The following is a 20701-nucleotide window of genomic DNA, read 5'->3' on the forward strand; positions in this document are numbered from 1 at the left end:
CGCTGTCATCTTGGCCAACGTAGAATGCGCCTCTTTTCGGTGGGCAGGCTGCATCGCCCGTCAAGCCAGATTGCCATCATGCGGCGGAGCGCTGCTTCGTCGCCGGTCAAGGGAGATACCCCATGAGCGACTTTCAGGAAACTCTCTACGAGGGATACGGGCAGCGGTTCCAGGTCGACAAGCTGCTGCACGAGGTGCGCACCGCGCATCAGCATCTGGTGATCTTCGAGAACCCGCGCATGGGCCGGGTCATGGCCCTGGACGGCGTGGTCCAGACCAGCGAAGCCGACGAATTCATCTACCACGAAATGCTTGCCCACGTACCGATCCTGGCCCATGGACTGGCGCGTCGCGTGCTGATCATCGGTGGCGGCGACGGCGGCATCCTTCGTGAAGTGGCGCGCCACCGCGATATCGAGAGCATCACCATGGTCGAGATCGATGCCACGGTGGTGGAAATGTGCAGGGAGTTCCTGCCGAACCATTCCGCCGGCACCTTCGAGGATCCGCGGCTGAATCTGGTGATCGACGACGGCATGCGCTTCGTGGCGACCACTGAAGAGAAGTTCGACGTCATCATCTCCGACTCCACCGATCCCATCGGCCCGGGTGAAGTGTTGTTCTCTGAGAACTTCTACCAGGCCTGTCGCCGCTGTCTGAATGAAGGCGGGATCCTCGTCGCGCAGAACGGTACGCCGTTCATGCAACTGGGCGAACTGCAGACCACTGCCAGACGCATGCAGGGGCTGTTCGCCGACTGGCATTTCTACCAGGCGGCTGTGCCGACCTATATCGGTGGTGCCATGTCCTTCGCCTGGGGCGCGTGCAGCGTGGAGAGCCGCAAGCTGCCGCTGGAAACCCTGATGCAGCGCTTCGCCGGCAGCGGCATCGTTACTCGGTATTACAACCCGCATGTGCACCTTGGCGCCTTCGCACTGCCGCAATACGTGTTGCATGCGATCGCCAAGCCCAGCAACGACTGATCCGCCTGTGATGGCTGTCTCATAACGGGGCATTCAGACGAACCAGGCCTCGCGGCCCGCCCGGAAACGGTGCGGGCCGCTTTCGTTTCATCTCCAACGCCTTGTTCTACAAGGGTTATCCGGCGTGGCGCGAGCTTTGCACTGTCGTTGGGCAGGTTTCTGTCCGAGGGCTCCGCATGGACCGCGTTTTCTACGATGAGATGCACGACGCGCACGGCGCATGCCGCCCGCACTACCGGGCCTTTTCGGCTTGGCTTTCCGATACGCCATCCGACGTGCTGGCGCAACGTCGGCGCGAGGCGGATCTGCTGTTCCACCGCGCCGGCATCACCTTCACCCTGTACGGCGACGAGCAGGGCACCGAACGGCTGATTCCCTTCGACACCATCCCGCGCGCCATCCCGATGAGCGAATGGCGGATGGTGGAACGCGGCTGCATCCAGCGGGTACAGGCGCTCAACCTGTTCCTCGCCGATCTCTACCACGGGCAGCGCATCCTCAAGGCCGGCGTCATCCCGCCGGAGCGGGTGCTGACCAACGAAGGCTACCAGCCGGCGATGCAGGGGCTGGACCTGCACCGCGATACCTATGCGCACATCGCCGGGGTCGACCTGGTGCGCGATGGCGATGGCACCTACTACGTGCTCGAGGACAACCTGCGCACGCCCAGCGGCGTCAGCTACATGCTCGAGGACCGCAAGATGATGATGCGGCTGTTCCCCGAGCTGTTCGCCGCGCAGCGCATCGCGCCGATCAATCACTATCCCAACCTGTTGCTGGAAACGCTCAAGCATTCCAGCCCGCTGGACAATCCCTGCGTGGTGGTGATGACGCCGGGACGTTTCAACAGCGCCTTCTTCGAGCACGCCTTTCTCGCCCGCGAAATGGGCGTGGAACTGGTCGAGGGCGCGGACCTGTTCGTGCGCGACGAGCGCGTCTACATGCGCACCACCGCCGGCGCGCGCCAGGTCGACGTGATCTACCGCCGGCTCGACGACGCCTTCCTCGACCCGCTGGCGTTCAACCCGGAGTCGGCGCTGGGCGTACCCGGCCTGCTGTCGGCCTACCGGGCGGGCAACCTGGTGCTGGCCAATGCCATCGGCACCGGCGTGGCCGACGACAAGTCGATCTATCCGTTCGTGCCGGACATGATCCGCTTCTACCTGGACGAGGAGCCGGTCCTCGCCAACGTGCCAACCTGGCAATGCCGCAAGCCGGAGGAACTGTCCCACGTGCTGGCGCACCTGCCGCAGCTGGTGGTCAAGGAAACCCAGGGCTCCGGCGGCTACGGCATGCTGGTCGGCCCGGCGGCCAGCGCGAAGGAGATCGAGGCCTTCCGCGCGCGGCTGAAGGCCAATCCCGGCGCCTATATCGCCCAGCCGACCCTGAGCCTGTCGACCTGCCCGACCTTCGTCGAGAACGGCATCGCCCCGCGCCATATCGACCTGCGGCCGTTCGTGCTCAGCGGCCGGGAAACCCGCCTGATGCCCGGCGGGCTGACCCGCGTGGCGCTGCGCGAGGGCTCGCTGGTGGTCAACTCGTCGCAGGGCGGCGGCACCAAGGACACCTGGATCGTGGAGGATTGCTGAATGCTGAGTAGAACCGCGGCCGATCTGTACTGGATGTCCCGCTACCTGGAGCGCGCCGAGAACATGGCACGCATGCTGGACGTCAGCTATTCGCTGTCGCTGATGCCGCAGGACGGCCGTGGCGACGGCCTCGACGAACTGGCCATGCCGCTGCTGATCACCGGCACGCTGGACGATTACCTGGTGTGCCATGGCCAGCTCAACGCCGAGCGCATGCTGCATTTCTTCGCCCTCGACGAAGGCAACCCGGCCAGCCTGTTCAACTGCCTGCGCCTGGCGCGCAGCAACGCCCACGCGGTGCGCGGGCGCATCACCTCGGACATGTGGGAGAACATCAACGCCGCCTGGCTGGAGATGCGCGGCATCGCCGAGCAGGGCCTGGGGCGCTATGGCATCAGCCGTTTCTGCGAATGGGTCAAGGAGCGTTCGCACCTGTTCCGCGGCGCCACCGTCGGCACCATCATGCGCAGCGACGCCTACCGCTTCATCCGCCTGGGCACCTTCATCGAACGCGCCGACAACACCCTGCGCCTGCTCGACGCCCGCCACGAGCTGCTCGGCGAGGAAAGCGAGAACCTCGACGACCGCTCGGCGCGCGCCTACTACCAGTGGAGCGCGCTGCTGCGGGCGCTGTCCTCGTTCGAGGCCTTCGCCGAGATCTACCGCGGCTCGCCGCGCACGGCCAAGGTCGCCGAGCTGCTGCTGTTGCGCGCCGACGTGCCGCGCTCGCTGCGCGCCTGCCTGGTGGAGCTGCAACTGATCCTCGCCAGCCTGCCGGGGGACAACGGCCGCCCGGCGCAGCGCCTGGCCTCCGAGCTGGAGGCGGGCCTGCGCTACACCAGCATCGACGAAGTGCTGGAAATCGGCCTGCACGACTGGATCACCGCCTACGTCGAGCAGGTCGGCCGGCTGGGCAACGCCATTCACTCTGCCTACCTGGAGGCCGCATGAAGCTATCCATCAGCCACGACACCAGCTACCGCTACCAGGACCAGGTGCGCGCGAGCATCCAGTACCTGCGCCTGACGCCCCAGCAGAGCCAGCGCCAGCGCGTGTTCAGCTGGGAGCTGGAGCTGCCGCGCCCGGCGCGGGCGCAGCGCGACCCCTACGGCAACGTGCTGCACGTGCTGACCCTGGACGAACCGCACGACGAGATCGTCATCCGTGCCCGCGGCCAGGTGGAAATCGACGAAACCTGCGAATGCGAGGCCGAGGACGGCTCGCCTTTGCCGTTCCTGCGTTCCAGCCCGTTGACCCAGGCCGACGAGCCCCTGGCCGAGTTCGCCCGCTGCCAGTGCGGCAGCCGGCGCACACGCGACGGCCTGGCCGAACTGATGCACGCGCTGGCCGACCACATGCTCTATACCCCCGGCGCGACCCGGGTGGAAAGCACCGCGGCGCAGGCCTTCGCCGGCGGCGCCGGGGTCTGCCAGGACCACAGCCATGCCTTCATCGCCTGCGCCCGCAGCCTGGGCATCCCGGCGCGCTACGTCTCCGGCTACCTGCTGACCGACGACAGCGACCACCTGGCCAGCCATGCCTGGGTCGAGGCCTGGATCGACGGGCAGTGGTACAGCTTCGACGTCTCCAACCGGCTGCTGCGGCCGGACCGCCACCTGAAGCTGGCGGTGGGCCTGGACTACCTCGATGCCTGCCCGGTGCGCGGCATGCGCCGCGGCGGTGGCGGCGAATCGATGCACGCCCGGGTGCAGGTCATGCCGATGCAGATGGGCCAGCAATGATCGCGTGCCGTCCGGGCTTGCGACGGACGGCGGTTGGGTTACCATCCGCGCGCCGCCTGCGGCAGCTCCTCATCCACTAGAGCCACACGAACCATGACCTACTGTGTCGCCATGAACCTGGCCGATGGGCTGGTGTTCGTTTCCGATTCGCGAACCAACGCCGGCGTCGATCACATCGCCACCTTTCGCAAGCTCTACCGCTTCGGCATCCCCGGCGAGCGGCTGATCGTACTGCAGACGGCCGGCAACCTGGCCACCTCCCAGGCCGTGGTCAGCCTGCTGCGCCATCGCCTGCTGGGCGAGGGCGCGAACCTGCACAACGTGCCGACGATGTTCGCCGCGGCGCGCCTGGTGGGCGATACGCTGCGCGAGGTGATCGAGCACGACGCCTCGCCGAGCATGGCCTCGGGGATCGACATGAGCAGCTCGTTCCTGGTCGGCGGGCAGATCGCGGGCGAGGAACCGCAGCTGTACAACCTCTATCCCCAGGGCAACTTCATCTGCGCGACGGTCGACACGCCCTATTTCCAGATCGGCGAGAGCAAGTACGGCAAGCCCATCCTCGACCGCGCGCTGCGCCACTCGACGGCGCTGGAGCAGGCCCTGCGCTGCGCGCTGATCTCCTTCGACTCGACCATCCGCAGCAACCTCTCGGTGGGCATGCCGCTGGACGTGCTGGTCTACCGCAAGGACAGCCTGCAGGTGCCCGACGGCTACCGGGTGGAGGAGGGCGACGCCTACTACGAGGACATCCGCGAGCAATGGTGCAGCAACCTGCGGCGCATGCTGGTTGAACTGCCGGCCGCACCGGGGTTCTATCTGGATTGAGAGGCCGCCTTGCGGCCTGTCCGTGCAACCGGGCTGGCGGCCTGCTAGCTTGTCATCGTGGGCATGGAGGATGCCCGCGCCGTTTCACTCACGCAGTCGTGACCCGTCTGCCGATGCCTCGACGCCGGAGCCGGTCTCCCGTCGGGTACGCGGCAACCACCATCCACGCTCGAGAGGAGGTTGATTTCATGAGTACCACCTTCCACGAGGATGTCAGCAGCACCGTTCTGCGCCGGATGAAGGAGGGCGGTTTCGATTTCGCCCGAGTCCATCCAATCGACTTCTATGCGGTATTCCCTGAACAGGACCGCGCCCAGAGAGCCGCGCAGAACTTTCGCGGCGAAACCATCAATACCCAGGTGTTTCCGCGTGAGGACGGAAGCTGGAATCTGCAGGTAAGCAAGGTGATGTACGCGACGTTCGATGGCATCGGCGATTTCGAGCAGGATCTGGAATACCTGGTCGAACCCCTCGGTGGGGTGCTCGATGGCTGGGGCGTCACCCAGGAGATCGAAGGTCAGGACACCTGACCGTCCTATCCTCACTCCCGCTTGAAGCCACTCTGAAGTGCCTGGTCCCAGGGAGGGACCGGGCCGAAGCGGTTTTTCAGAAACTCCAGCAATAGGCGGCTCCGCGAGTCGGCCTCGCGCCGCAATCGCAGCGCATAGATGCCGCTGGCTTCCGGCTGCGGCAATCCCCCTTCGCAGAACAGCGGCAGCAGTTCGCCACGCAGCAACTGGTCGCTGATCAGCCAGGTCGGCAGGTGGGCGATGCCAAGTCCCGCCAAAGCCCCGGCCAGCAGCGCTTCGGCATTGTTCGCCACCATGCGCAGGCGGCCCGGGCGCAGCAGTTGCGGTCGCCCGTCGCGCTCGAAACGCCACGCATGGGGCGGCGCCAGCGCATCCCAGTCCAATCCATCATGGTCGGGCAAATCCTCCGGTCGCAGCGGCACGCCGCGACGTTCCAGGTAGGCGGGGCTGGCGCAGACCACTCGTACCATCGGTGCCAGCGGTGTGGCGACCAGACGGGTGTCGGCCAGCGGGCCGATGCGCAGTACCAGATCGACCTCACCCAGATGCTCGCCGTGCAGGTCGACGAAGCTGTCGATCAGGCGCAGCTGGATATCGACTCCCGGATAGGCCTGGAGAAATTCGGCCAGGGCCGGCGCCAGGTGACGTCGACCGAAGGGGGCCGGCGCGTCGATCCGGATGCGGCCTTCCGGTGCGCTGTCCAGCGACGTCGCTTCGGCGCGCGCCAGATGCAGTTCCTGCACGATGCGCCGGGCGCGTTCGGCGAATGCCAACGCGGCGGGCATTGGGCGAACCGCGTGGGTACTGCGGCTGAACAGCTGGCAGCCCAGCGCCTGTTCCAGTGCATCGATGCGGCGCGCCACCGCCGAAGGTGTCAGGCCATGGCGGCGCGCGGCGGCAGAAAAGCTGCCAGCGTCGAGCACATCGATGAACAGGCTGAGCTGGGCGGAAAGGGCGTCGGGCAGCATTCGAATTCCTTGCTTGTGCGATTTTCGCAAAGCCATTGTGCGTGGCTATGCGTACCGGCGCCAGCAGCAGCGGCGTACGATGAGCCCCCCATGAACTGGAGCGTCGGAATGCTGCTGGATATCGGATTGAACGTACTGCTCGGATTGGCGCTAGGCACGCTGGGCGGCTTGTTCGGTATCGGCGGCGGATTGATCGCGATTCCCGTGCTGGGCGTGCTGTTCGGCCTGGATCAGCAACTGGCGCAAGGCACCGCGCTGGTGATGGTCGTGCCCAACGTACTGCTCGCCATCTGGCGCTATCACCAGCGCAATCGCATCGACTGGCGGCATGCGCTCGCGCTGGGCAGCGCCAGTTTCGTGTTCGCCATCGCCGGTGCGGCCGTTGCCGTGTCGCTGGATGCCGGGCGCATGCGCATGGCGTTCGTCGGCTTCCTGCTGGCGCTGGCGGCTTACACCCTGCTACGGGTGTTTCTGCGCCCGGCCACCGGCGACGGACAGCTGCGTCATCCCTGGCCATGGCTGGGCCTGCTCGGCGCGGGTGCCGGAGCGTTGGGAGGGCTGTTCGGTGTCGGTGGCGCGGTCATCGCCACGCCGATTCTGACCAGTGTATTCGGCACTTCGCAGGTGGTCGCCCAAGGCCTGTCGCTGGCACTGGCGGCACCGAGCACCGGTGTCACCCTGGTCACCTATGCGCTGCATCATCAGGTCAACTGGTCGCTGGGCCTGCCGCTGGCGGTAGGCGGGTTGCTCAGCATCAGCCTGGGCGTGCGACTGGCGCACGCCTTGCCGGAGCGTCTGTTGCGACTGCTGTTCAGTGTTTTTCTGGTGGCAAGCGCCGTGCTGCTGGCGATGGAAAGCTGATCGGCGCGATCCCGCCAGTCGTTCAGCCCGTCAGGCCGATCAGGCCACCGCCCACAGCACCACCGATCACCACCAGCCAGGGCGGTAGTTTCCAGTACATCAGTGCGGCGAGGGCGAGCAGGGCAAGGGCGAAATGCCCTGGTGCCTTGATGCCGCTGGTCCATACCGGATCGTACAGCGCTGCCAGCAGCAACCCGACTACCGCCGCGTTGACCGCCGCCAGGGCTGCCTGTGTGCGCCGGTTGCTGCGCAGACGCTCCCAGAACGGCAGCACGCCGATGACCAGCAGGAACGACGGCACGAACACCGCGACCAGGCACACCGCCGCGCCCAGCAAGCCGCTGGACGACTCATTCATCGAGGCGCCGAGAAACGCTGCAAAGGTGAACAGCGGGCCGGGTACCGCCTGGGCCGCGCCGTAGCCAGCGAGGAACGTATCGCGGTCTACCCAGCCTGGCTGCACCACTTCGGCCTGCAGCAGCGGCAGCACCACGTGGCCGCCGCCGAACACCAGCGCGCCAGCGCGGTAGAACGCATCGAGCAACGCCAGCAACGGGTTGTCCGTGCCGCTGGCGAGTAGCGGCAACAGCATGAGCAGCGCAAAGAACAGCGCCAGTGCTGTGAGCGCGGCCCGACGCTTCACCGCAACGGGCAATACGACATGTGCTTCGGTGGTGGCAGGGCGAAAGAAAACCACCCCGATCAGACCCGCCGCGGCGATGACCGCAACCTGGCTCCAGATGAACGGGAGCAGCAGCACGGTGCTCGCCGCCGCCAGCGCAATGGCGATTCGCGGCGCGTCGGTGCACAGCGTTCGTGCCATGCCCCAGACGGCCTGGGCAACCACGGCCACGGCGACGATCTTCAGACCCTGAAGGACGCCAGCAGGCAGCGCGTCGCCCCATGTGGCGATTCCCAGCGCGAACAGCGTCAGCGCGATCGCCGATGGCAGGGTGAAGCCTGCCCAGGCCGCCAGCGAGCCACGGTAACCGCCGCGCAGCAAACCGATCGCCAGGCCTACCTGGCTGCTGGCCGGGCCTGGAAGAAACTGGCAGAGCGCGACCAGATCGGCATAGCTGCGCTCGTCCAGCCAGCGGCGACGCTGGACGAACTCCTCGCGGAAATAGCCGAGATGCGCGATGGGACCGCCAAAGGAGGTGAGGCCCAGGCGCAGGAACACCAGAAAAATGGTCCAAGCGTCGAGTCGGGAGGGTGTCGAATGATGCTGCGAGTCGGTGGGCATGCGGGTCTGTCGGCTATCGATCTGTAGGGTCGAGTCGGGCAGGCAGTCTAGCTGTTCAAGGTGTCAGGTGGATGACAGCGGACGCGCTGCGGCGCCGTTGCAGGGCCAATCATCGGCAACCAGAAACAGCCGTTCCTGCTCCAGCCAGACGCCCGATGCATCCGGTTCGAGCCGCGCCAGCAGCTGCGCCCGCGCCTGTGCCGGATTGGCGGCCTGCCAGTCGGCGAACCGGTTGGCAGTCCACAGTTCGGCTTGCGTAACACGTGCTGGCGCGAGCCAGGCCGAGCGAGCGATGGGTTGCCAGACGGCGTCGGGCGTCTCGGACTGGAAGCGCGGCCAGTCGGCCTGGCGCAGCCATCTGCCCTGCAGGTGGTGCGGGTTGGCGCCGAGTGGCGGCGTGCAGCTCTGCGGCCAGGGGCGGAACAGGTACCCGCTGAGCCAAAAGCTGCTTTGCACCGGGCGGCCGGTAAGTTCAGCGAGCACCGCCAGCGTTGCTGGCTGGGTACACAGCGGCAGCTGTCGCTGGCACATATGGTCGAGTTTCAGATCGAGTCGATCGTGACTGCCGGGACCAAGCCAATGCGCGTGCCGGCTGCCATCGCCCTGCGCGAGCCCCAGGTAGAACTTCACGGCCAGCTCCAGGTGATGCACGCCCTGGTCATCGCAGAACAGCAGGTCCAGCTCGCCGAGGGTGCTGCCGTTCTGCCGGATCGGCAGATTGGCGGCGAGCAGCTGGATATCGGGTGCGTGGGACAGCGCGTATTGCCACAGCCGCTCGTAGTACAGGCCCAGTCGTCGAATGCGGTGCAGCGACAGCCAGGCTTCGAGAATCGATGGCTCGGCATCCTGTTGCCGCAACCAGTTGGCCAGCCGCTCCGGGTCGCTGTTCCAGCAGCTCGCGGACAGCGGGTGACGCTGACACTGCGGTGCCTCGCTCAGCAGCGGCGGCGAGAGGATCGTCCAGGCGAGATCGCGCACCTGCGGATGCTGGAGGCGGTTGGGGAGGGCGGAAAGACTGCACAGTCTCATGAATGCAGCATAGCTGTCGGTTTGCTGATGGTCCGGCGTTTCGCTGATAATCCGCTGCCGCTGAACACCACGCGGACCAGGGGCTCTAACGCCTGTGCTGGAATTCAGGCGCATCGCTGATCCGTATCGGCGTCGTCGCCTGCGTGCTGCGTGTTATTTTCGAGCGCTGCGACTGCCCGCAACCATCCGCTCAGCCACACCAGGGAACGTCAATGGAGCAATTCCGCAATATCGGCATCATCGGCCGCCTGGGTAGCTCCCAGGTGCTGGATACCATCCGCCGGCTGAAGCGATTCCTCGTCGAACGCCATCTGCATGTGATTCTTGAAGAGAACATCGCCGAGGTGCTGCCGGGACACGGCATGCAGACCTCGTCGCGGCAGCGGCTGGGCGAATCCTGCGACCTGGTGATCGTGGTTGGCGGCGACGGCAGCCTGCTGGGCGCCGCCCGGGCGATGGCCAAGCACCGGGTGCCGGTACTCGGCATCAACCGTGGCAGCCTCGGCTTTCTCACCGACATCCGTCCGGATGAGCTGGAAGAGAAAGTCGCCGAAGTGCTCAACGGCCAGTACACCCTGGAAAATCGCTTTCTGCTGGAGGCCCAGGCGCGACGCTTCGATGAGCCGATCGGCGAGGGCGACGCGCTCAATGATGTGGTGCTGCATCCGGGCAAATCCACGCGCATGATTGAATTCGAGTTGTACATCGACGGCCAGTTCGTCTGCAGCCAGAAGGCCGACGGTCTGATCGTGGCGACCCCCACCGGCTCCACTGCCTATTCGCTGTCGGCGGGCGGGCCGATCATGCATCCGCGATTGGACGCCATCGTCGTCGTGCCCATGTACCCGCACACGCTGTCGAGCCGCCCGATCGTGGTCGATGGCAACAGCGAGCTGAAGATCGTGGTGTCGCCGAACATGCAGATCTACCCGCAGGTGTCCTGCGACGGCCAGAACCACTTCACCTGCGCGCCGGGCGATACCGTGACGGTGCGCAAGAAGCCGCAGAAGCTGCACCTGATCCATCCGCTGGACCACAACTACTATGAGGTCTGCCGGACCAAGCTCGGCTGGGGCAGCCGCCTCGGCGGAGGCGATTGATGCAGCTTGATCCCGAGCGCGGCTACGACCTGATAGGCGATATCCACGGCTGCGGCCATGCGCTGGCGCGGCTGCTGGATCAGCTGGGCTACCACCTGCAGGGCGGTGTCTGGCGTCATCCGCGGCGGCAGGTGATCTTCCTCGGCGACATCATCGACCGTGGGCCGCACATCCGTGAGGCACTGCATCTGGTCTATGACATGGTCGACCGTGGCCAGGCCTACTGCATCATGGGCAACCACGAGTTCAATGCCTTGGGCTGGTACATGCCGGCGCCGCCGGGCAGCGGTCGCGATTTCGTCCGTGAGCACTCGCCGCGTTTCGCCCGGCTGCTGCAGGAAACCTTCCAGCAGTTCGAACCCTATCCCGAGGAGTGGAAAGCCTTTCGCGACTGGTTCTACGGCCTGCCGCTGTTTCTCGAAACGGAGCGCTTCCGCGTCGTGCATGCCTGCTGGGACAGCCGCGTGATCGCGCGCCTGCGCCCGTTCCTCAACGACGCCTGCATCAATCCGGCGATACTGCACGAGGCCGGCCTGCCGGGGACCTTCATCTGCCAGGCGCTGGATCGTCTGCTGCGCGGCACCGACATGCCGCTGCCCGAAGGCATGACCCTGACCAGCGAGGAAGGCTTCGTGCGGACCTTCTTCCGCACCAAGTTCTGGGAAGAGAACCCGCAAACCTACGGTGATGTCGTGTTCCAGCCCGACGGTCTGCCGGATCACGCGGCGCGCATGCCCTTGTCGCAACAGCAGAAGAGCCGCCTGTTCCTCTACGGCCCGAACGAGCCGCTGCTGTTCGTCGGTCACTACTGGCGTCGTGGCCGTCCGGGACCGCTTCGCGACAATCTGGCCTGTCTGGACTACAGCGCGGTGAAGAACGGCAAGCTGGTGGCGTATCGGCTGGATGGCGAAACCCGGCTGGACCCGGCCAAGTTCGTCTGGGTAGATGTGCAGGCGGTGTTCCGATGAGCGTGGCCGTTGCCGAGGCCCTGCGCCTGCCACTGTCGGAGGATCTGAGCGGTTTCATTGCCTTGCTGCGTCGCCTGCGGGTGCCGTGCCGGGTGTCGGAGGAGGGCGATCAGCAGGTACTGCGCGTACCGCTTGAAGTCGTCGAGCAGGTTCGTGACCTGTACGCACGGCATCCCCATGGCGATGACAGCGTCGTCATCGAGCAGCCGCGGCGGCGCGGCGGTTTCGTCGCCGCTCTGCGCGCCAGCCCGCTGACCGCGGCGGTGCTGGTCATCACCCTGGTCGTAGCGGCCGTCACCCTGCTCGGCGAGAACTTCGCGACGATCCGCTGGCTGAATTTCGTCGACTTCCGGGTCGATGGCGACTACGCCTACTTCGCCTCACTGGAGCAGACGCTAGCTGCCGGGCAATGGTGGCGGTTGATCACGCCGATCTTCGTGCACTTCGGCATCCTCCATTTGGCCATGAACAGCATGTGGTTCTGGGAACTGGGGCGGCGCATCGAGGCCCTTCAGCGTGCCTGGATGTTGCTGGCATTGACGTTGCTGTTCGGTCTGGTGTCCAACTTCGCCCAGTATCTGTTCGGTGGTCCGGGCATTTTTGGAGGGCTCTCCGGCGTGCTGTACGGGCTGCTCGGGCATTGCTGGCTGTACCAGAAGCTCGCGCCAAGCGAGGCCTACCGGCTGCCGCCGGGGGTGGTGGTGCTGATGCTGGTGTGGCTGGTGGTGTGCCTGAGCGGCGTCATCGAGGTGCTTAGCTTCGGGGCGCTGGCCATCGCCAACGCGGCGCATGTCGGCGGGCTGGTCGCCGGCTGCGTCACCGGCATCATCGGCGGGGCGATGGCGCGCAGGGGGTAGCGGCAAGCTACAAGCCGCAAGTAAACGCGGTGAGGGCGAATGCTCTGAAGCTTGAAGCTTGAAGCTTGAAGCTTGAAGCTTGAAGCTTGAAGCTTGAAGCTTGAAGCTTGTGGCTTGCAGCTTGAGGCTTATGGCTGCTTATTCCGCTAGAATGCCGGTTCGTTTCCCTCGGAGCTGGCCATGTCGACCTTTATCCAAACCGCCGAAAACATCACCCCCGAAATCTACCTGAATCTCAAACAGGCCCTCGAACTCGGCAAATGGGCTGACGGCCGCAAACTGACCCCCGAGCAGAAGGAAACCTGCATGCAGGCGGTGATCGCCTGGGAGATGAAGAACCTCCCGGAAGAGCAGCGCACCGGCTTCATGGGCGGCCAGGAATGTGCGTCCAAGAGCAAGAAGGCCGAGCCGGCGATCGATACCAGCCTGTTCGCTCCCGCCTCGGGAACCCGCCACTGATGCTCGAATTGGGACGCGGTGCGCTGAGCAAGATGTCGATTCAGCTCGGCGCACCGGCGCAGTATTCCTTCCGCCTGAACGACGAACTGGTGCCGGTCAATCCGCTGATCGGCAAGACCTTGCGGCTGGAATACCTCGGCGCCATCAACTGCACCCATTGCGGGCGCAAAACCAACAAGAGCTTCAGCCAGGGATACTGCTATCCCTGCTTCAAGAAGCTGCCACAGTGCGATGTCTGCATCATGAGCCCGGAAAAGTGCCATCACGATTTCGGTACCTGCCGCGATCCGCAGTGGGGCATGGAGTTCTGCATGACCGACCACGTGGTCTACCTGGCCAACTCGTCGGGCATCAAGGTGGGCATTACCCGTGCCACGCAGTTGCCGACGCGCTGGCTGGACCAGGGCGCCAGCCAGGCGTTGCCGATCATGCGGGTCGCCACGCGCCAGCAGTCGGGCATGGTCGAAGACCTGCTGCGCACTCAGGTGGCCGATCGCACCAACTGGCGGGCGCTGCTCAAAGGTGACGCCGAGCCGATCGACCTGATCGAAATGCGCGAGCAGATCTTCGATGCCTGTGCCGAGGGGGTGCGCGACTTGCAGCAGCGCTACGGGCTGCAGGCGATCCAGCCGGTGGCGGATGCCGAGGTGCTGGAGATTCGCTATCCGGTAGAGGCTTATCCGACCAAGGTGGTCAGCCTCGATCTGGAGAAGACACCCGTGGTCGAGGGCGCGCTCAAGGGCATCAAGGGCCAGTACCTGATTCTCGACACCGGCGTGATCAACATCCGCAAGTTCACCGCCTATCAGGTCGCCGCCAGCGCTACGGCGTAGGGTGGATAACGCTTCGCTTATCCACCGCTTACGGCGGGCGGGCTCAAGGATGAGCGGCCAGGGCAATCGCGTGGAAAAGGCTGCGCCGTTTTCCACCCTACAAGTCCTCCGCGACAGACGCTAAGCTCGAACTCATCCGCAGCCCGTAGGGGCTGCAATCCATCGCACATTTCGCTTGAAGCTAGCCGCTTGAAGCTCAGCCGACGAGGTTTCCATGCGCACCGAACAACCGAAAGTCATTCATCTGAAGGATTACCAGGCCCCCGAGTACCTGATCGATGAAACCCACCTGACCTTCGAGCTATACGAGGACCGCACCCTGGTGCATGCCCAACTGGTGATGCGCCGTAACCCCGAGCGCCCGGCCGGCAAGCTGCCGCCGCTGGAGTTGCACGGCCAGGAGCTGGAGCTGCTGTCCATAGCGCTGAACGACCGCGCGCTGGGCCTGGGCGACTACCAGATCAGCGAAGACTGCCTGACCCTACAGCCGGACAGCGACAGCTTCGTCATCGACAGCTCGGTGGTGATCCACCCGGAAGCCAACACCGCGCTGGAAGGCCTGTACAAGTCCGGCAGCATGTTCTGCACCCAGTGCGAGGCCGAGGGCTTCCGCAAGATCACCTATTACCTCGACCGCCCGGATGTGATGAGTAAGTTCACCACCACGGTGAGCGCCGAACAGAAGGCCTATCCGGTGCTGCTCTCCAACGGCAACCCGATCGCCAGCGGCAGCGAGGACAATGGCCGCCACTGGGCGACCTGGGAAGACCCGTTCAAGAAACCGGCCTACCTGTTCGCCCTGGTGGCCGGTGACCTTTGGGCCATCGAGGACAGCTTCACCACCATGAACGGGCGCAACGTGGCGCTGCGCATCTACGTCGAGCCGGAGAACGTCGACAAGTGCCAGCACGCCATGGACAGCCTGAAGAAGTCGATGAAGTGGGACGAAGAGGCCTACGGCCGCGAGTACGACCTCGACATCTTCATGATCGTCGCGGTCAACGACTTCAACATGGGCGCCATGGAGAACAAGGGCCTCAACATCTTCAATTCCAGCGCCGTGCTGGCCCGCGCCGAAACCGCCACCGACGCCGCGCACCAGCGCGTCGAGGCGATCGTCGCCCACGAGTACTTCCACAACTGGTCGGGCAATCGCGTGACCTGCCGCGACTGGTTCCAGCTGTCGTTGAAAGAGGGCTTCACCGTCTTCCGCGATTCGCAGTTTTCCGCCGACATGAATTCGCCGACGGTCAAGCGCATCGAGGACGTGGCCTACCTGCGCACCCACCAGTTCGCCGAGGATGCCGGCCCCATGGCGCATTCGGTGCGTCCGGAATCCTTTATCGAGATCTCCAACTTCTACACCCTGACCGTCTACGAGAAGGGCGCCGAAGTGGTGCGCATGATCCAGACGCTGCTGGGTGAAGAAGGCTTCCGCAAGGGCAGCGACCTCTACTTCGAGCGCCATGATGGCCAGGCGGTGACGGTCGACGATTTCGTCAAGGCGATGGAGGATGCCAACGGTGCGGACCTGACCCAGTTCAAGCGCTGGTACAGCCAGTCCGGCACGCCGCGCCTGGCCGTCAGCGAGCAATACGACGAGGCGGAGAAGAACTACCGTCTGACCTTCCGCCAGAGCTGCCCGCCAACGCCGGGCCAGCCGACCAAGGAGCCGTTCGTGATCCCGGTGGCGCTGGGCCTGCTCGCCGCCGATGGTTCGGACATGCCGCTGCGCCTGGAAGGCGAGCCGCAAGCTGCGGGCACCAGCCGCGTGCTGGCGGTGACCGAAGCCGAACAGATCTTCACCTTCGTCGACGTCGCCGAGCGCCCGCAGCCATCGCTGTTGCGTGGTTTTTCCGCGCCGGTAAAGCTGGATTACCCGTACAACCGCGACCAGCTGATGTTCCTCATGCAGCATGATTCCGATGGCTTCAACCGCTGGGAAGCGGGTCAGCAGTTGTCGGTGCAGGTGCTGCAGGAGCTGATCGGCCAGCATCAGCGTGGTGAGGCGCTGGCGATGGACGAGCGTCTGATCTCGGCGCTGCGCACCGTGCTGCAGAACGACGAGCTGGACGCGGCGATGGTCGCCGAGATGCTCTCGCTGCCGGGTGAGGCCTATCTGGCCGAAATCAGCGAAGTGGCGGATGTGGACGCCATCCATGCCGCGCGCGAGTTCGCCCGCAAGCGTATCGCCGACGCGCTGTTCGAGCCGCTGTGGCAGCGCTACCAGGCCAATCGCGAAACCTCGCGCAGCACGTCCTATGTTGCCTCGGCCGAACATTTCGCCCGTCGCGCGCTGCAGAACATCGCCCTGTCATACCTGATGCTGAGCGAGAAAGCGGAAGTCGTGGAAGCCTGCCTGGAACAGTTCGAGCAGTCCGACAACATGACCGAGCGCCTGACCGCGCTGGCCGTGCTGGTCAACTCGCCGTTCGAGGCCGAGCGCGACAAGGCGCTGCAGGCCTTCGCCGAGCACTTCAAGGACAACCCGCTGGTCATGGATCAGTGGTTCAGCGTGCAGGCCGGCAATCCGTTACCCGGCGGGCTGGAGCGGGTGCAGGCGCTGATGCAGCACCCGGCATTCACCCTGAAGAACCCGAACAAGGTGCGCGCGCTGATCGGAGCCTTCGCCAACCAGAACCTGGTCAACTTCCACCGCGCCGATGGTGCCGGCTACCGCTTCCTCGCCGACCAAGTCATCACCCTCAACGCGCTGAACCCGCAGATCGCCTCGCGCCTGCTGGCACCGCTGACCCGCTGGCGCAAATACGACAGCGCCCGGCAGGCGCTGATGAAGGGCGAGCTGGAGCGCATCCTAGCGTCCGGAGAGCTGTCCAGCGACGTCTACGAAGTGGTCAGCAAGAGCCTCGCCTGATTCGACAAGGCCGATCGTGCAATGCGCTCGGCCTTTCTTTTACGAGAGCCTGTTCCCAGCCGCTATCCAGAAGATCAAAGCTTCCTGCGTGTCGTGACCATCTTCTGGCGTCTCGCGTCGGATCGTCACCGCACGTGCGAACGAGGCGGTCCGCCATACTGGCCACTGGCCCAATCAGCCTGGCTGATCATGCGTCAATCATTGCGTGAGAGTTAACAATTCATAACGTCCGGCCAATTGTGTCTGTCCGCGTAAGCTGGCTAGGATGGCCGAGCCTGTATTTACAGGCCTTACCTAATAAGAATAAAGGGGGTATGTATGAGTGAGCCCGTTCAGCGGCGCACACTATCCGGCCGCGCCGTGGTTCCACACCAGGCGAGGGCGTCGCGTTTTCACTCATCGGTTGCCGGCATGCTTTCGCTATGCGGCGCCTTCTCGCTGCTGCTGCTCGCAGCATCGGCACCCGCCCAAGCCGCTACCGATGGCCAGACCCGATACTCGATAGAGTCGGCCAAGGCGGTATCCAGTCTTCTGCTCGATATCACTCAGGCCGGCGAACGTCTCGTTGCGGCGGGCGATCGAGGCCACATTCTCTACTCCGATGACGATGGCGCCAGCTGGATGCAGGCCAAGGTGCCGACGCGTCAGCTGCTGACGGCCATCGACTTCGTCGACGACAAGCACGGCTGGGCGGTCGGCCATGACGCATTGATCCTGACTACCGCCGATGGCGGTGAGAGCTGGGCAGTGCAGTATGAGGATCGCGAGCGCGAAGCCCCCTTGCTGGACGTCTGGTTCGAAGACACCCAACACGGCATCGCGGTAGGCGCCTACGGTGCGCTGCTCGAAACCATCGATGGCGGCCAGAGCTGGGAGGACATCAGCGAGCGTCTCGATAACGAGGACGGTTACCACCTGAACGCCATCGCCCATATTCAGGGCTCGGGTCTGTTCGTCGTCGGCGAACTGGGCGGCATGTTCCGCTCCACCGATCTGGGCGAAACCTGGGAGCGCGTCGAGTCGCCGTATCAGGGCTCGTTCTTCGGCGTGGTCAGTGGTTCTGAGCCAGGCGTGGTGATCGCCTTCGGCCTGCGCGGCCACCTGTTCCGTTCCGTCGATTCTGGCGACAGCTGGGAAGGCATCGAACTCGCCAACGGTAACGGCAATATGCTGGAGTCCGGGCTGGCCGACGGCAACCTGTTGCGCGACGGGCGTATCGTAGTGGTCGGCCATGGCGGCGCGGTGCTCACCAGCGACGATCAGGGCCGTAGCTTCAAACTGTTCAATCGTCCCGACCGCCGTTCGCTGTCGGGTGTCACCTCCGATTCCCAAGGCAACCTGATCCTGGTAGGGCAGGGTGGTGTTCGCATCGCCTCGCCATCGGGCGCGGATCTGGCCCCAAAACAATAAAGCCGGGAGAGTCTGCATGACCAAGCACCAACAGAAGCCGGCGTCGTTCCTCGAGCGCCTGATCTTCAACAACCGGCCGGCAGTCGTCGTACTCTGCCTGCTGATCAGCGCGTTCCTCTTCTATCAGGCGGCCCAGGTTCGGCCGCAGACCAGCTTCGAGAAGATGATTCCGCTGGGGCATCCGTACATCCAGAAGATGCTCGAGCACCAGAATGACCTGGCCAACCTCGGCAACACCGTGCGGATCTCCGTGGAAGCGGTGGAGGGCGACATCTTCTCCAAGGAGTACATGGAGACGCTGCGGCAGATCCATGACGAAATCTTCTACATCCATGGTGTCGACCGTTCCAATATGAAGTCGCTGTGGAGCCCCAGCGTGCGCTGGACCGAGGTCACCGAGGAGGGCTTCGCCGGTGGCGAGGTGATTCCCCAGACCTACGACGGCTCCCCCGAAAGCCTGGATGACCTGCGCGACAACATTCTCAAGTCCGGCCAGATCGGCCGCCTGGTGGCGAACAACTTCAAGTCGAGCATCATCGATGTGCCACTGCTGGAGTCCTATCCGGACCCGGAAAACCAGAGCCGTCAGATCAAGCTGGACTACCAGAAGTTCTCCCACGAACTGGAAGAGAAGATCCGCGAGAAGTACCAGGCGCAGAACCCGAATGTGAAGGTGCACATCATCGGCTTCGCCAAGAAGGTCGGTGACCTGATCGACGGACTGGTCGGTGTGGCGCTGTTCTTCATCGTTGCCATCGGCATCACCTTTGCTCTGCTGCTGTGGTTCACCCGCTGCCTGAAGAGCACCATCGCGGTGCTGATCACCACGCTGATTGCCGTGACCTGGCAGCTCGGTCTGCTGCACACCTTGGGGTTCGGCCTCGATCCGTACTCAATGCTGGTGCCGTTCCTGGTGTTCGCCATCGGTATTTCCCACGGCGTGCAGAAGATCAACGGCATCGCCATGGCCTCCGGCTATACCGAAGATCCGGTGACGGCGGCGCGCATGGCGTTCCGGCAGCTGTTCATCCCGGGGATGGTGGCGTTGCTGTCGGATGCGGTGGGTTTCGTCACTCTCCTGCTGATCGACATCGGCGTGATCCGCGAGCTGGCCATCGGCGCTTCGCTGGGTGTGGCGGTGATCATCCTGACCAACCTGATCCTGCTGCCGGTGGCGATCTCGTACATGGGCATCAGCCAGCGGGCGATCAAGCAGGCCCGCGAAGAAGCCTCTCGCGATCATCCGTTCTGGCGCGCGCTGTCGAATTTCGCCAGCCCGAAGGTGGCGCCGATTTCCATCACCATTGCCGTGGTCGCATTGGTGGGTGGTCTCTGGTACGGCCAGAACCTGAAGATCGGCGACCTGGATCAGGGCGCGCCGGAGCTGCACCCGGATTCGCGCTACAACCTGGACAACGACTTCGTCATTCGCAACTACTCGACCAGTTCCGACGTGCTGGTGGTGATGGTCAAGACTGCGCCGGAAGGCTGCTCCCACTACGACACGCTCGCCGCCATGGACGAGCTGATGTGGAAGATGCAGAACACCGAGGGCGTGCAGTCGGCGGTGTCGATGGTGTCGGTGGCGCGCCAGGGCATCAAGGGCATGAACGAGGGCAGCCTGAAATGGGAGACGCTGTCGCGTAACCAGCATGTGCTGAACAACTCCATCGCCCGCGCGGAAGGCATGTACAACAGCGACTGCTCGCTGGCGCCGGTACTGGTGTTCCTCAACGACCACAAGGCTGAGACGCTGGAGCACGTGGTCGCCGCGGCCAAGGATTTCGCCGAGGAAAACAACCGCGAAGGCCTGGAGTTCGTGCTTGCCTCGGGCAACGCCGGAATCGAGGCGGCCACCAACGAGGTCATCGCCGCGTCGGAAACCACCATGCTGATCGCCGTCTATCTGGCTGTGAGCATCATGTGCCTGCTGACCTTCCGCTCGGCGGCGGCGACGCTCTGCGTGATCCTGCCGCTGGTGCTGACTTCGATCCTTGGTAACGCGCTGATGGCCTTCATGGGCATCGGGGTGAAGGTCGCCACGCTGCCGGTGATCGCGCTGGGTGTGGGTATCGGTGTGGACTACGGTATCTACATCTACAGCCGCCTGGAGTCGTTCCTGCGTCAGGGCATGACCCTGCAGGAAGCCTACTATCAGACGCTGAAATCCACCGGCAAGGCGGTGATCTTCACCGGCGTCTGCCTGGCGATCGGTGTGGTTACCTGGGTGTTCTCGGCGATCAAGTTCCAGGCCGACATGGGGCTGATGCTGACCTTCATGTTCCTCTGGAACATGGTCGGTGCGATCTGGCTGCTGCCGGCCCTGGCCCGCTTCCTGATCAACCCAGAGAAGTTGCGCCAGAAGGCGTGAAGATCACGCAGTAACGAAAAACCGCGGCCCTAGGGTCGCGGTTTTTTTATGGGTG

Annotated in this window: 18 protein-coding genes; 15 read left to right on the forward strand and 3 right to left on the reverse strand. The window is 64.6% G+C overall.

The genetic code is table 11. The features are described 5' to 3' along the window. Positions 1 to 122: 122 nt before the first annotated feature. The 6 genes from speE (at position 123) to P5704_023285 (ending at position 5672) form a co-directional block, all read left to right on the forward strand. Positions 123 to 983, forward strand: coding sequence for a polyamine aminopropyltransferase (gene speE, locus P5704_023260; protein ID WOF78874.1), 861 nt, complete (start codon positions 123 to 125; stop codon positions 981 to 983). Between the two features lie 176 nt (positions 984 to 1159). Beyond that, complete coding sequence (locus P5704_023265; protein WOF78875.1) at positions 1160 to 2572, forward strand: circularly permuted type 2 ATP-grasp protein; 1413 nt, start codon at positions 1160 to 1162, stop codon at positions 2570 to 2572. After that, positions 2573 to 3523, forward strand: a complete 951-nt coding sequence (locus P5704_023270) for an alpha-E domain-containing protein (GenBank protein ID WOF78876.1) — start codon at positions 2573 to 2575, stop codon at positions 3521 to 3523. Beyond that, positions 3520 to 4314: a transglutaminase family protein gene (locus P5704_023275; protein ID WOF78877.1), complete on the forward strand. Its 795-nt coding sequence runs from the start codon at positions 3520 to 3522 to the stop codon at positions 4312 to 4314. Before P5704_023270 ends, P5704_023275 begins: the two co-directional genes overlap by 4 nt. 93 nt (positions 4315 to 4407) lie before the next feature. Further along, positions 4408 to 5142 (forward strand): proteasome-type protease, encoded by a 735-nt coding sequence (locus P5704_023280; GenBank protein ID WOF78878.1) that lies wholly within the window; start codon positions 4408 to 4410, stop codon positions 5140 to 5142. Between the two features lie 188 nt (positions 5143 to 5330). Continuing rightward, positions 5331 to 5672: a ribonuclease E inhibitor RraB gene (locus P5704_023285; GenBank protein WOF78879.1), complete on the forward strand. Its 342-nt coding sequence runs from the start codon at positions 5331 to 5333 to the stop codon at positions 5670 to 5672. Between the two features lie 11 nt (positions 5673 to 5683). Here P5704_023285 and P5704_023290 read toward each other — a convergent pair whose 3' ends face one another. Next, the gene (locus P5704_023290; protein WOF78880.1) at positions 5684 to 6640 is read right to left on the reverse strand and encodes a LysR family transcriptional regulator; all 957 of its coding nucleotides are present in this window, start codon (positions 6638 to 6640) and stop codon (positions 5684 to 5686) included. Between the two features lie 108 nt (positions 6641 to 6748). Between P5704_023290 and P5704_023295 the strand changes: the two genes are divergently transcribed. Then, positions 6749 to 7501: a sulfite exporter TauE/SafE family protein gene (locus P5704_023295; GenBank protein ID WOF81318.1), complete on the forward strand. Its 753-nt coding sequence runs from the start codon at positions 6749 to 6751 to the stop codon at positions 7499 to 7501. Between the two features lie 22 nt (positions 7502 to 7523). Here the strand turns inward: P5704_023295 and chrA are convergent, their stop codons facing one another. Next, a complete protein-coding gene (gene chrA, locus P5704_023300; protein ID WOF78881.1) occupies positions 7524 to 8744 on the reverse strand; it encodes a chromate efflux transporter in 1221 nt (406 codons plus the stop codon). Between the two features lie 63 nt (positions 8745 to 8807). Continuing rightward, positions 8808 to 9773 (reverse strand): DUF1853 family protein, encoded by a 966-nt coding sequence (locus tag P5704_023305; GenBank protein WOF78882.1) that lies wholly within the window; start codon positions 9771 to 9773, stop codon positions 8808 to 8810. Positions 9774 to 9985: 212 nt separating this feature from the next. Here P5704_023305 and P5704_023310 point away from each other — a divergent pair, with 212 nt between their 5' ends. The 8 genes from P5704_023310 to P5704_023345 all read left to right on the forward strand — a co-directional run bounded on the left by P5704_023310 (position 9986) and on the right by P5704_023345 (position 20646). After that, a complete protein-coding gene (locus P5704_023310; GenBank protein ID WOF78883.1) occupies positions 9986 to 10873 on the forward strand; it encodes an NAD(+) kinase in 888 nt (295 codons plus the stop codon). Beyond that, a complete protein-coding gene (locus tag P5704_023315; GenBank protein ID WOF78884.1) occupies positions 10873 to 11841 on the forward strand; it encodes a metallophosphoesterase in 969 nt (322 codons plus the stop codon). The genes P5704_023310 and P5704_023315 overlap by 1 nt, the downstream gene beginning before the upstream one ends. Further along, on the forward strand, positions 11838 to 12698 hold the full coding sequence (locus tag P5704_023320) for a rhomboid family intramembrane serine protease (GenBank protein ID WOF78885.1): 861 nt from the start codon (positions 11838 to 11840) through the stop codon (positions 12696 to 12698). Before P5704_023315 ends, P5704_023320 begins: the two co-directional genes overlap by 4 nt. Before the next feature lie 180 nt (positions 12699 to 12878). Continuing rightward, on the forward strand, positions 12879 to 13157 hold the full coding sequence (locus P5704_023325; GenBank protein ID WOF78886.1) for a DUF1315 family protein: 279 nt from the start codon (positions 12879 to 12881) through the stop codon (positions 13155 to 13157). After that, a complete protein-coding gene (locus P5704_023330; protein WOF78887.1) occupies positions 13157 to 13990 on the forward strand; it encodes a DUF2797 domain-containing protein in 834 nt (277 codons plus the stop codon). Before P5704_023325 ends, P5704_023330 begins: the two co-directional genes overlap by 1 nt. A gap of 214 nt (positions 13991 to 14204) precedes the next feature. Next, positions 14205 to 16865, forward strand: a complete 2661-nt coding sequence (gene pepN, locus P5704_023335) for an aminopeptidase N (protein ID WOF78888.1) — start codon at positions 14205 to 14207, stop codon at positions 16863 to 16865. Between the two features lie 411 nt (positions 16866 to 17276). Next, the gene (locus P5704_023340) at positions 17277 to 18275 is read left to right on the forward strand and encodes a YCF48-related protein (GenBank protein WOF81319.1); all 999 of its coding nucleotides are present in this window, start codon (positions 17277 to 17279) and stop codon (positions 18273 to 18275) included. Positions 18276 to 18291: 16 nt separating this feature from the next. Continuing rightward, on the forward strand, positions 18292 to 20646 hold the full coding sequence (locus P5704_023345) for an RND family transporter (protein ID WOF78889.1): 2355 nt from the start codon (positions 18292 to 18294) through the stop codon (positions 20644 to 20646). Positions 20647 to 20701: the final 55 nt, after the last annotated feature.

The sequence above is a fragment of the Pseudomonas sp. FeN3W genome, assembly GCA_030263805.2.
In the GTDB taxonomy this organism is placed as follows: Bacteria; Pseudomonadota; Gammaproteobacteria; order Pseudomonadales; family Pseudomonadaceae; genus Stutzerimonas; species Stutzerimonas stutzeri_G.

Excerpts from the sequence above, each read along its gene's own strand:
- speE (WOF78874.1), top strand. The coding sequence starts at position 123 with ATGAGCGACTTTCAGGAAACTCTCTACGAGGGATACGGGCAGCGGTTC.
- P5704_023265 (WOF78875.1), top strand. The coding sequence starts at position 1,160 with ATGGACCGCGTTTTCTACGATGAGATGCACGACGCGCACGGCGCATGC.
- P5704_023270 (WOF78876.1), top strand. The coding sequence starts at position 2,573 with ATGCTGAGTAGAACCGCGGCCGATCTGTACTGGATGTCCCGCTACCTG.
- P5704_023275 (WOF78877.1), top strand. The coding sequence starts at position 3,520 with ATGAAGCTATCCATCAGCCACGACACCAGCTACCGCTACCAGGACCAG.
- P5704_023280 (WOF78878.1), top strand. The coding sequence starts at position 4,408 with ATGACCTACTGTGTCGCCATGAACCTGGCCGATGGGCTGGTGTTCGTT.
- P5704_023285 (WOF78879.1), top strand. The coding sequence starts at position 5,331 with ATGAGTACCACCTTCCACGAGGATGTCAGCAGCACCGTTCTGCGCCGG.
- P5704_023290 (WOF78880.1), bottom strand. The coding sequence starts at position 6,640 with ATGCTGCCCGACGCCCTTTCCGCCCAGCTCAGCCTGTTCATCGATGTG.
- P5704_023295 (WOF81318.1), top strand. The coding sequence starts at position 6,749 with ATGCTGCTGGATATCGGATTGAACGTACTGCTCGGATTGGCGCTAGGC.
- chrA (WOF78881.1), bottom strand. The coding sequence starts at position 8,744 with ATGCCCACCGACTCGCAGCATCATTCGACACCCTCCCGACTCGACGCT.
- P5704_023305 (WOF78882.1), bottom strand. The coding sequence starts at position 9,773 with ATGAGACTGTGCAGTCTTTCCGCCCTCCCCAACCGCCTCCAGCATCCG.
- P5704_023310 (WOF78883.1), top strand. The coding sequence starts at position 9,986 with ATGGAGCAATTCCGCAATATCGGCATCATCGGCCGCCTGGGTAGCTCC.
- P5704_023315 (WOF78884.1), top strand. The coding sequence starts at position 10,873 with ATGCAGCTTGATCCCGAGCGCGGCTACGACCTGATAGGCGATATCCAC.
- P5704_023320 (WOF78885.1), top strand. The coding sequence starts at position 11,838 with ATGAGCGTGGCCGTTGCCGAGGCCCTGCGCCTGCCACTGTCGGAGGAT.
- P5704_023325 (WOF78886.1), top strand. The coding sequence starts at position 12,879 with ATGTCGACCTTTATCCAAACCGCCGAAAACATCACCCCCGAAATCTAC.
- P5704_023330 (WOF78887.1), top strand. The coding sequence starts at position 13,157 with ATGCTCGAATTGGGACGCGGTGCGCTGAGCAAGATGTCGATTCAGCTC.
- pepN (WOF78888.1), top strand. The coding sequence starts at position 14,205 with ATGCGCACCGAACAACCGAAAGTCATTCATCTGAAGGATTACCAGGCC.
- P5704_023340 (WOF81319.1), top strand. The coding sequence starts at position 17,277 with ATGCTTTCGCTATGCGGCGCCTTCTCGCTGCTGCTGCTCGCAGCATCG.
- P5704_023345 (WOF78889.1), top strand. The coding sequence starts at position 18,292 with ATGACCAAGCACCAACAGAAGCCGGCGTCGTTCCTCGAGCGCCTGATC.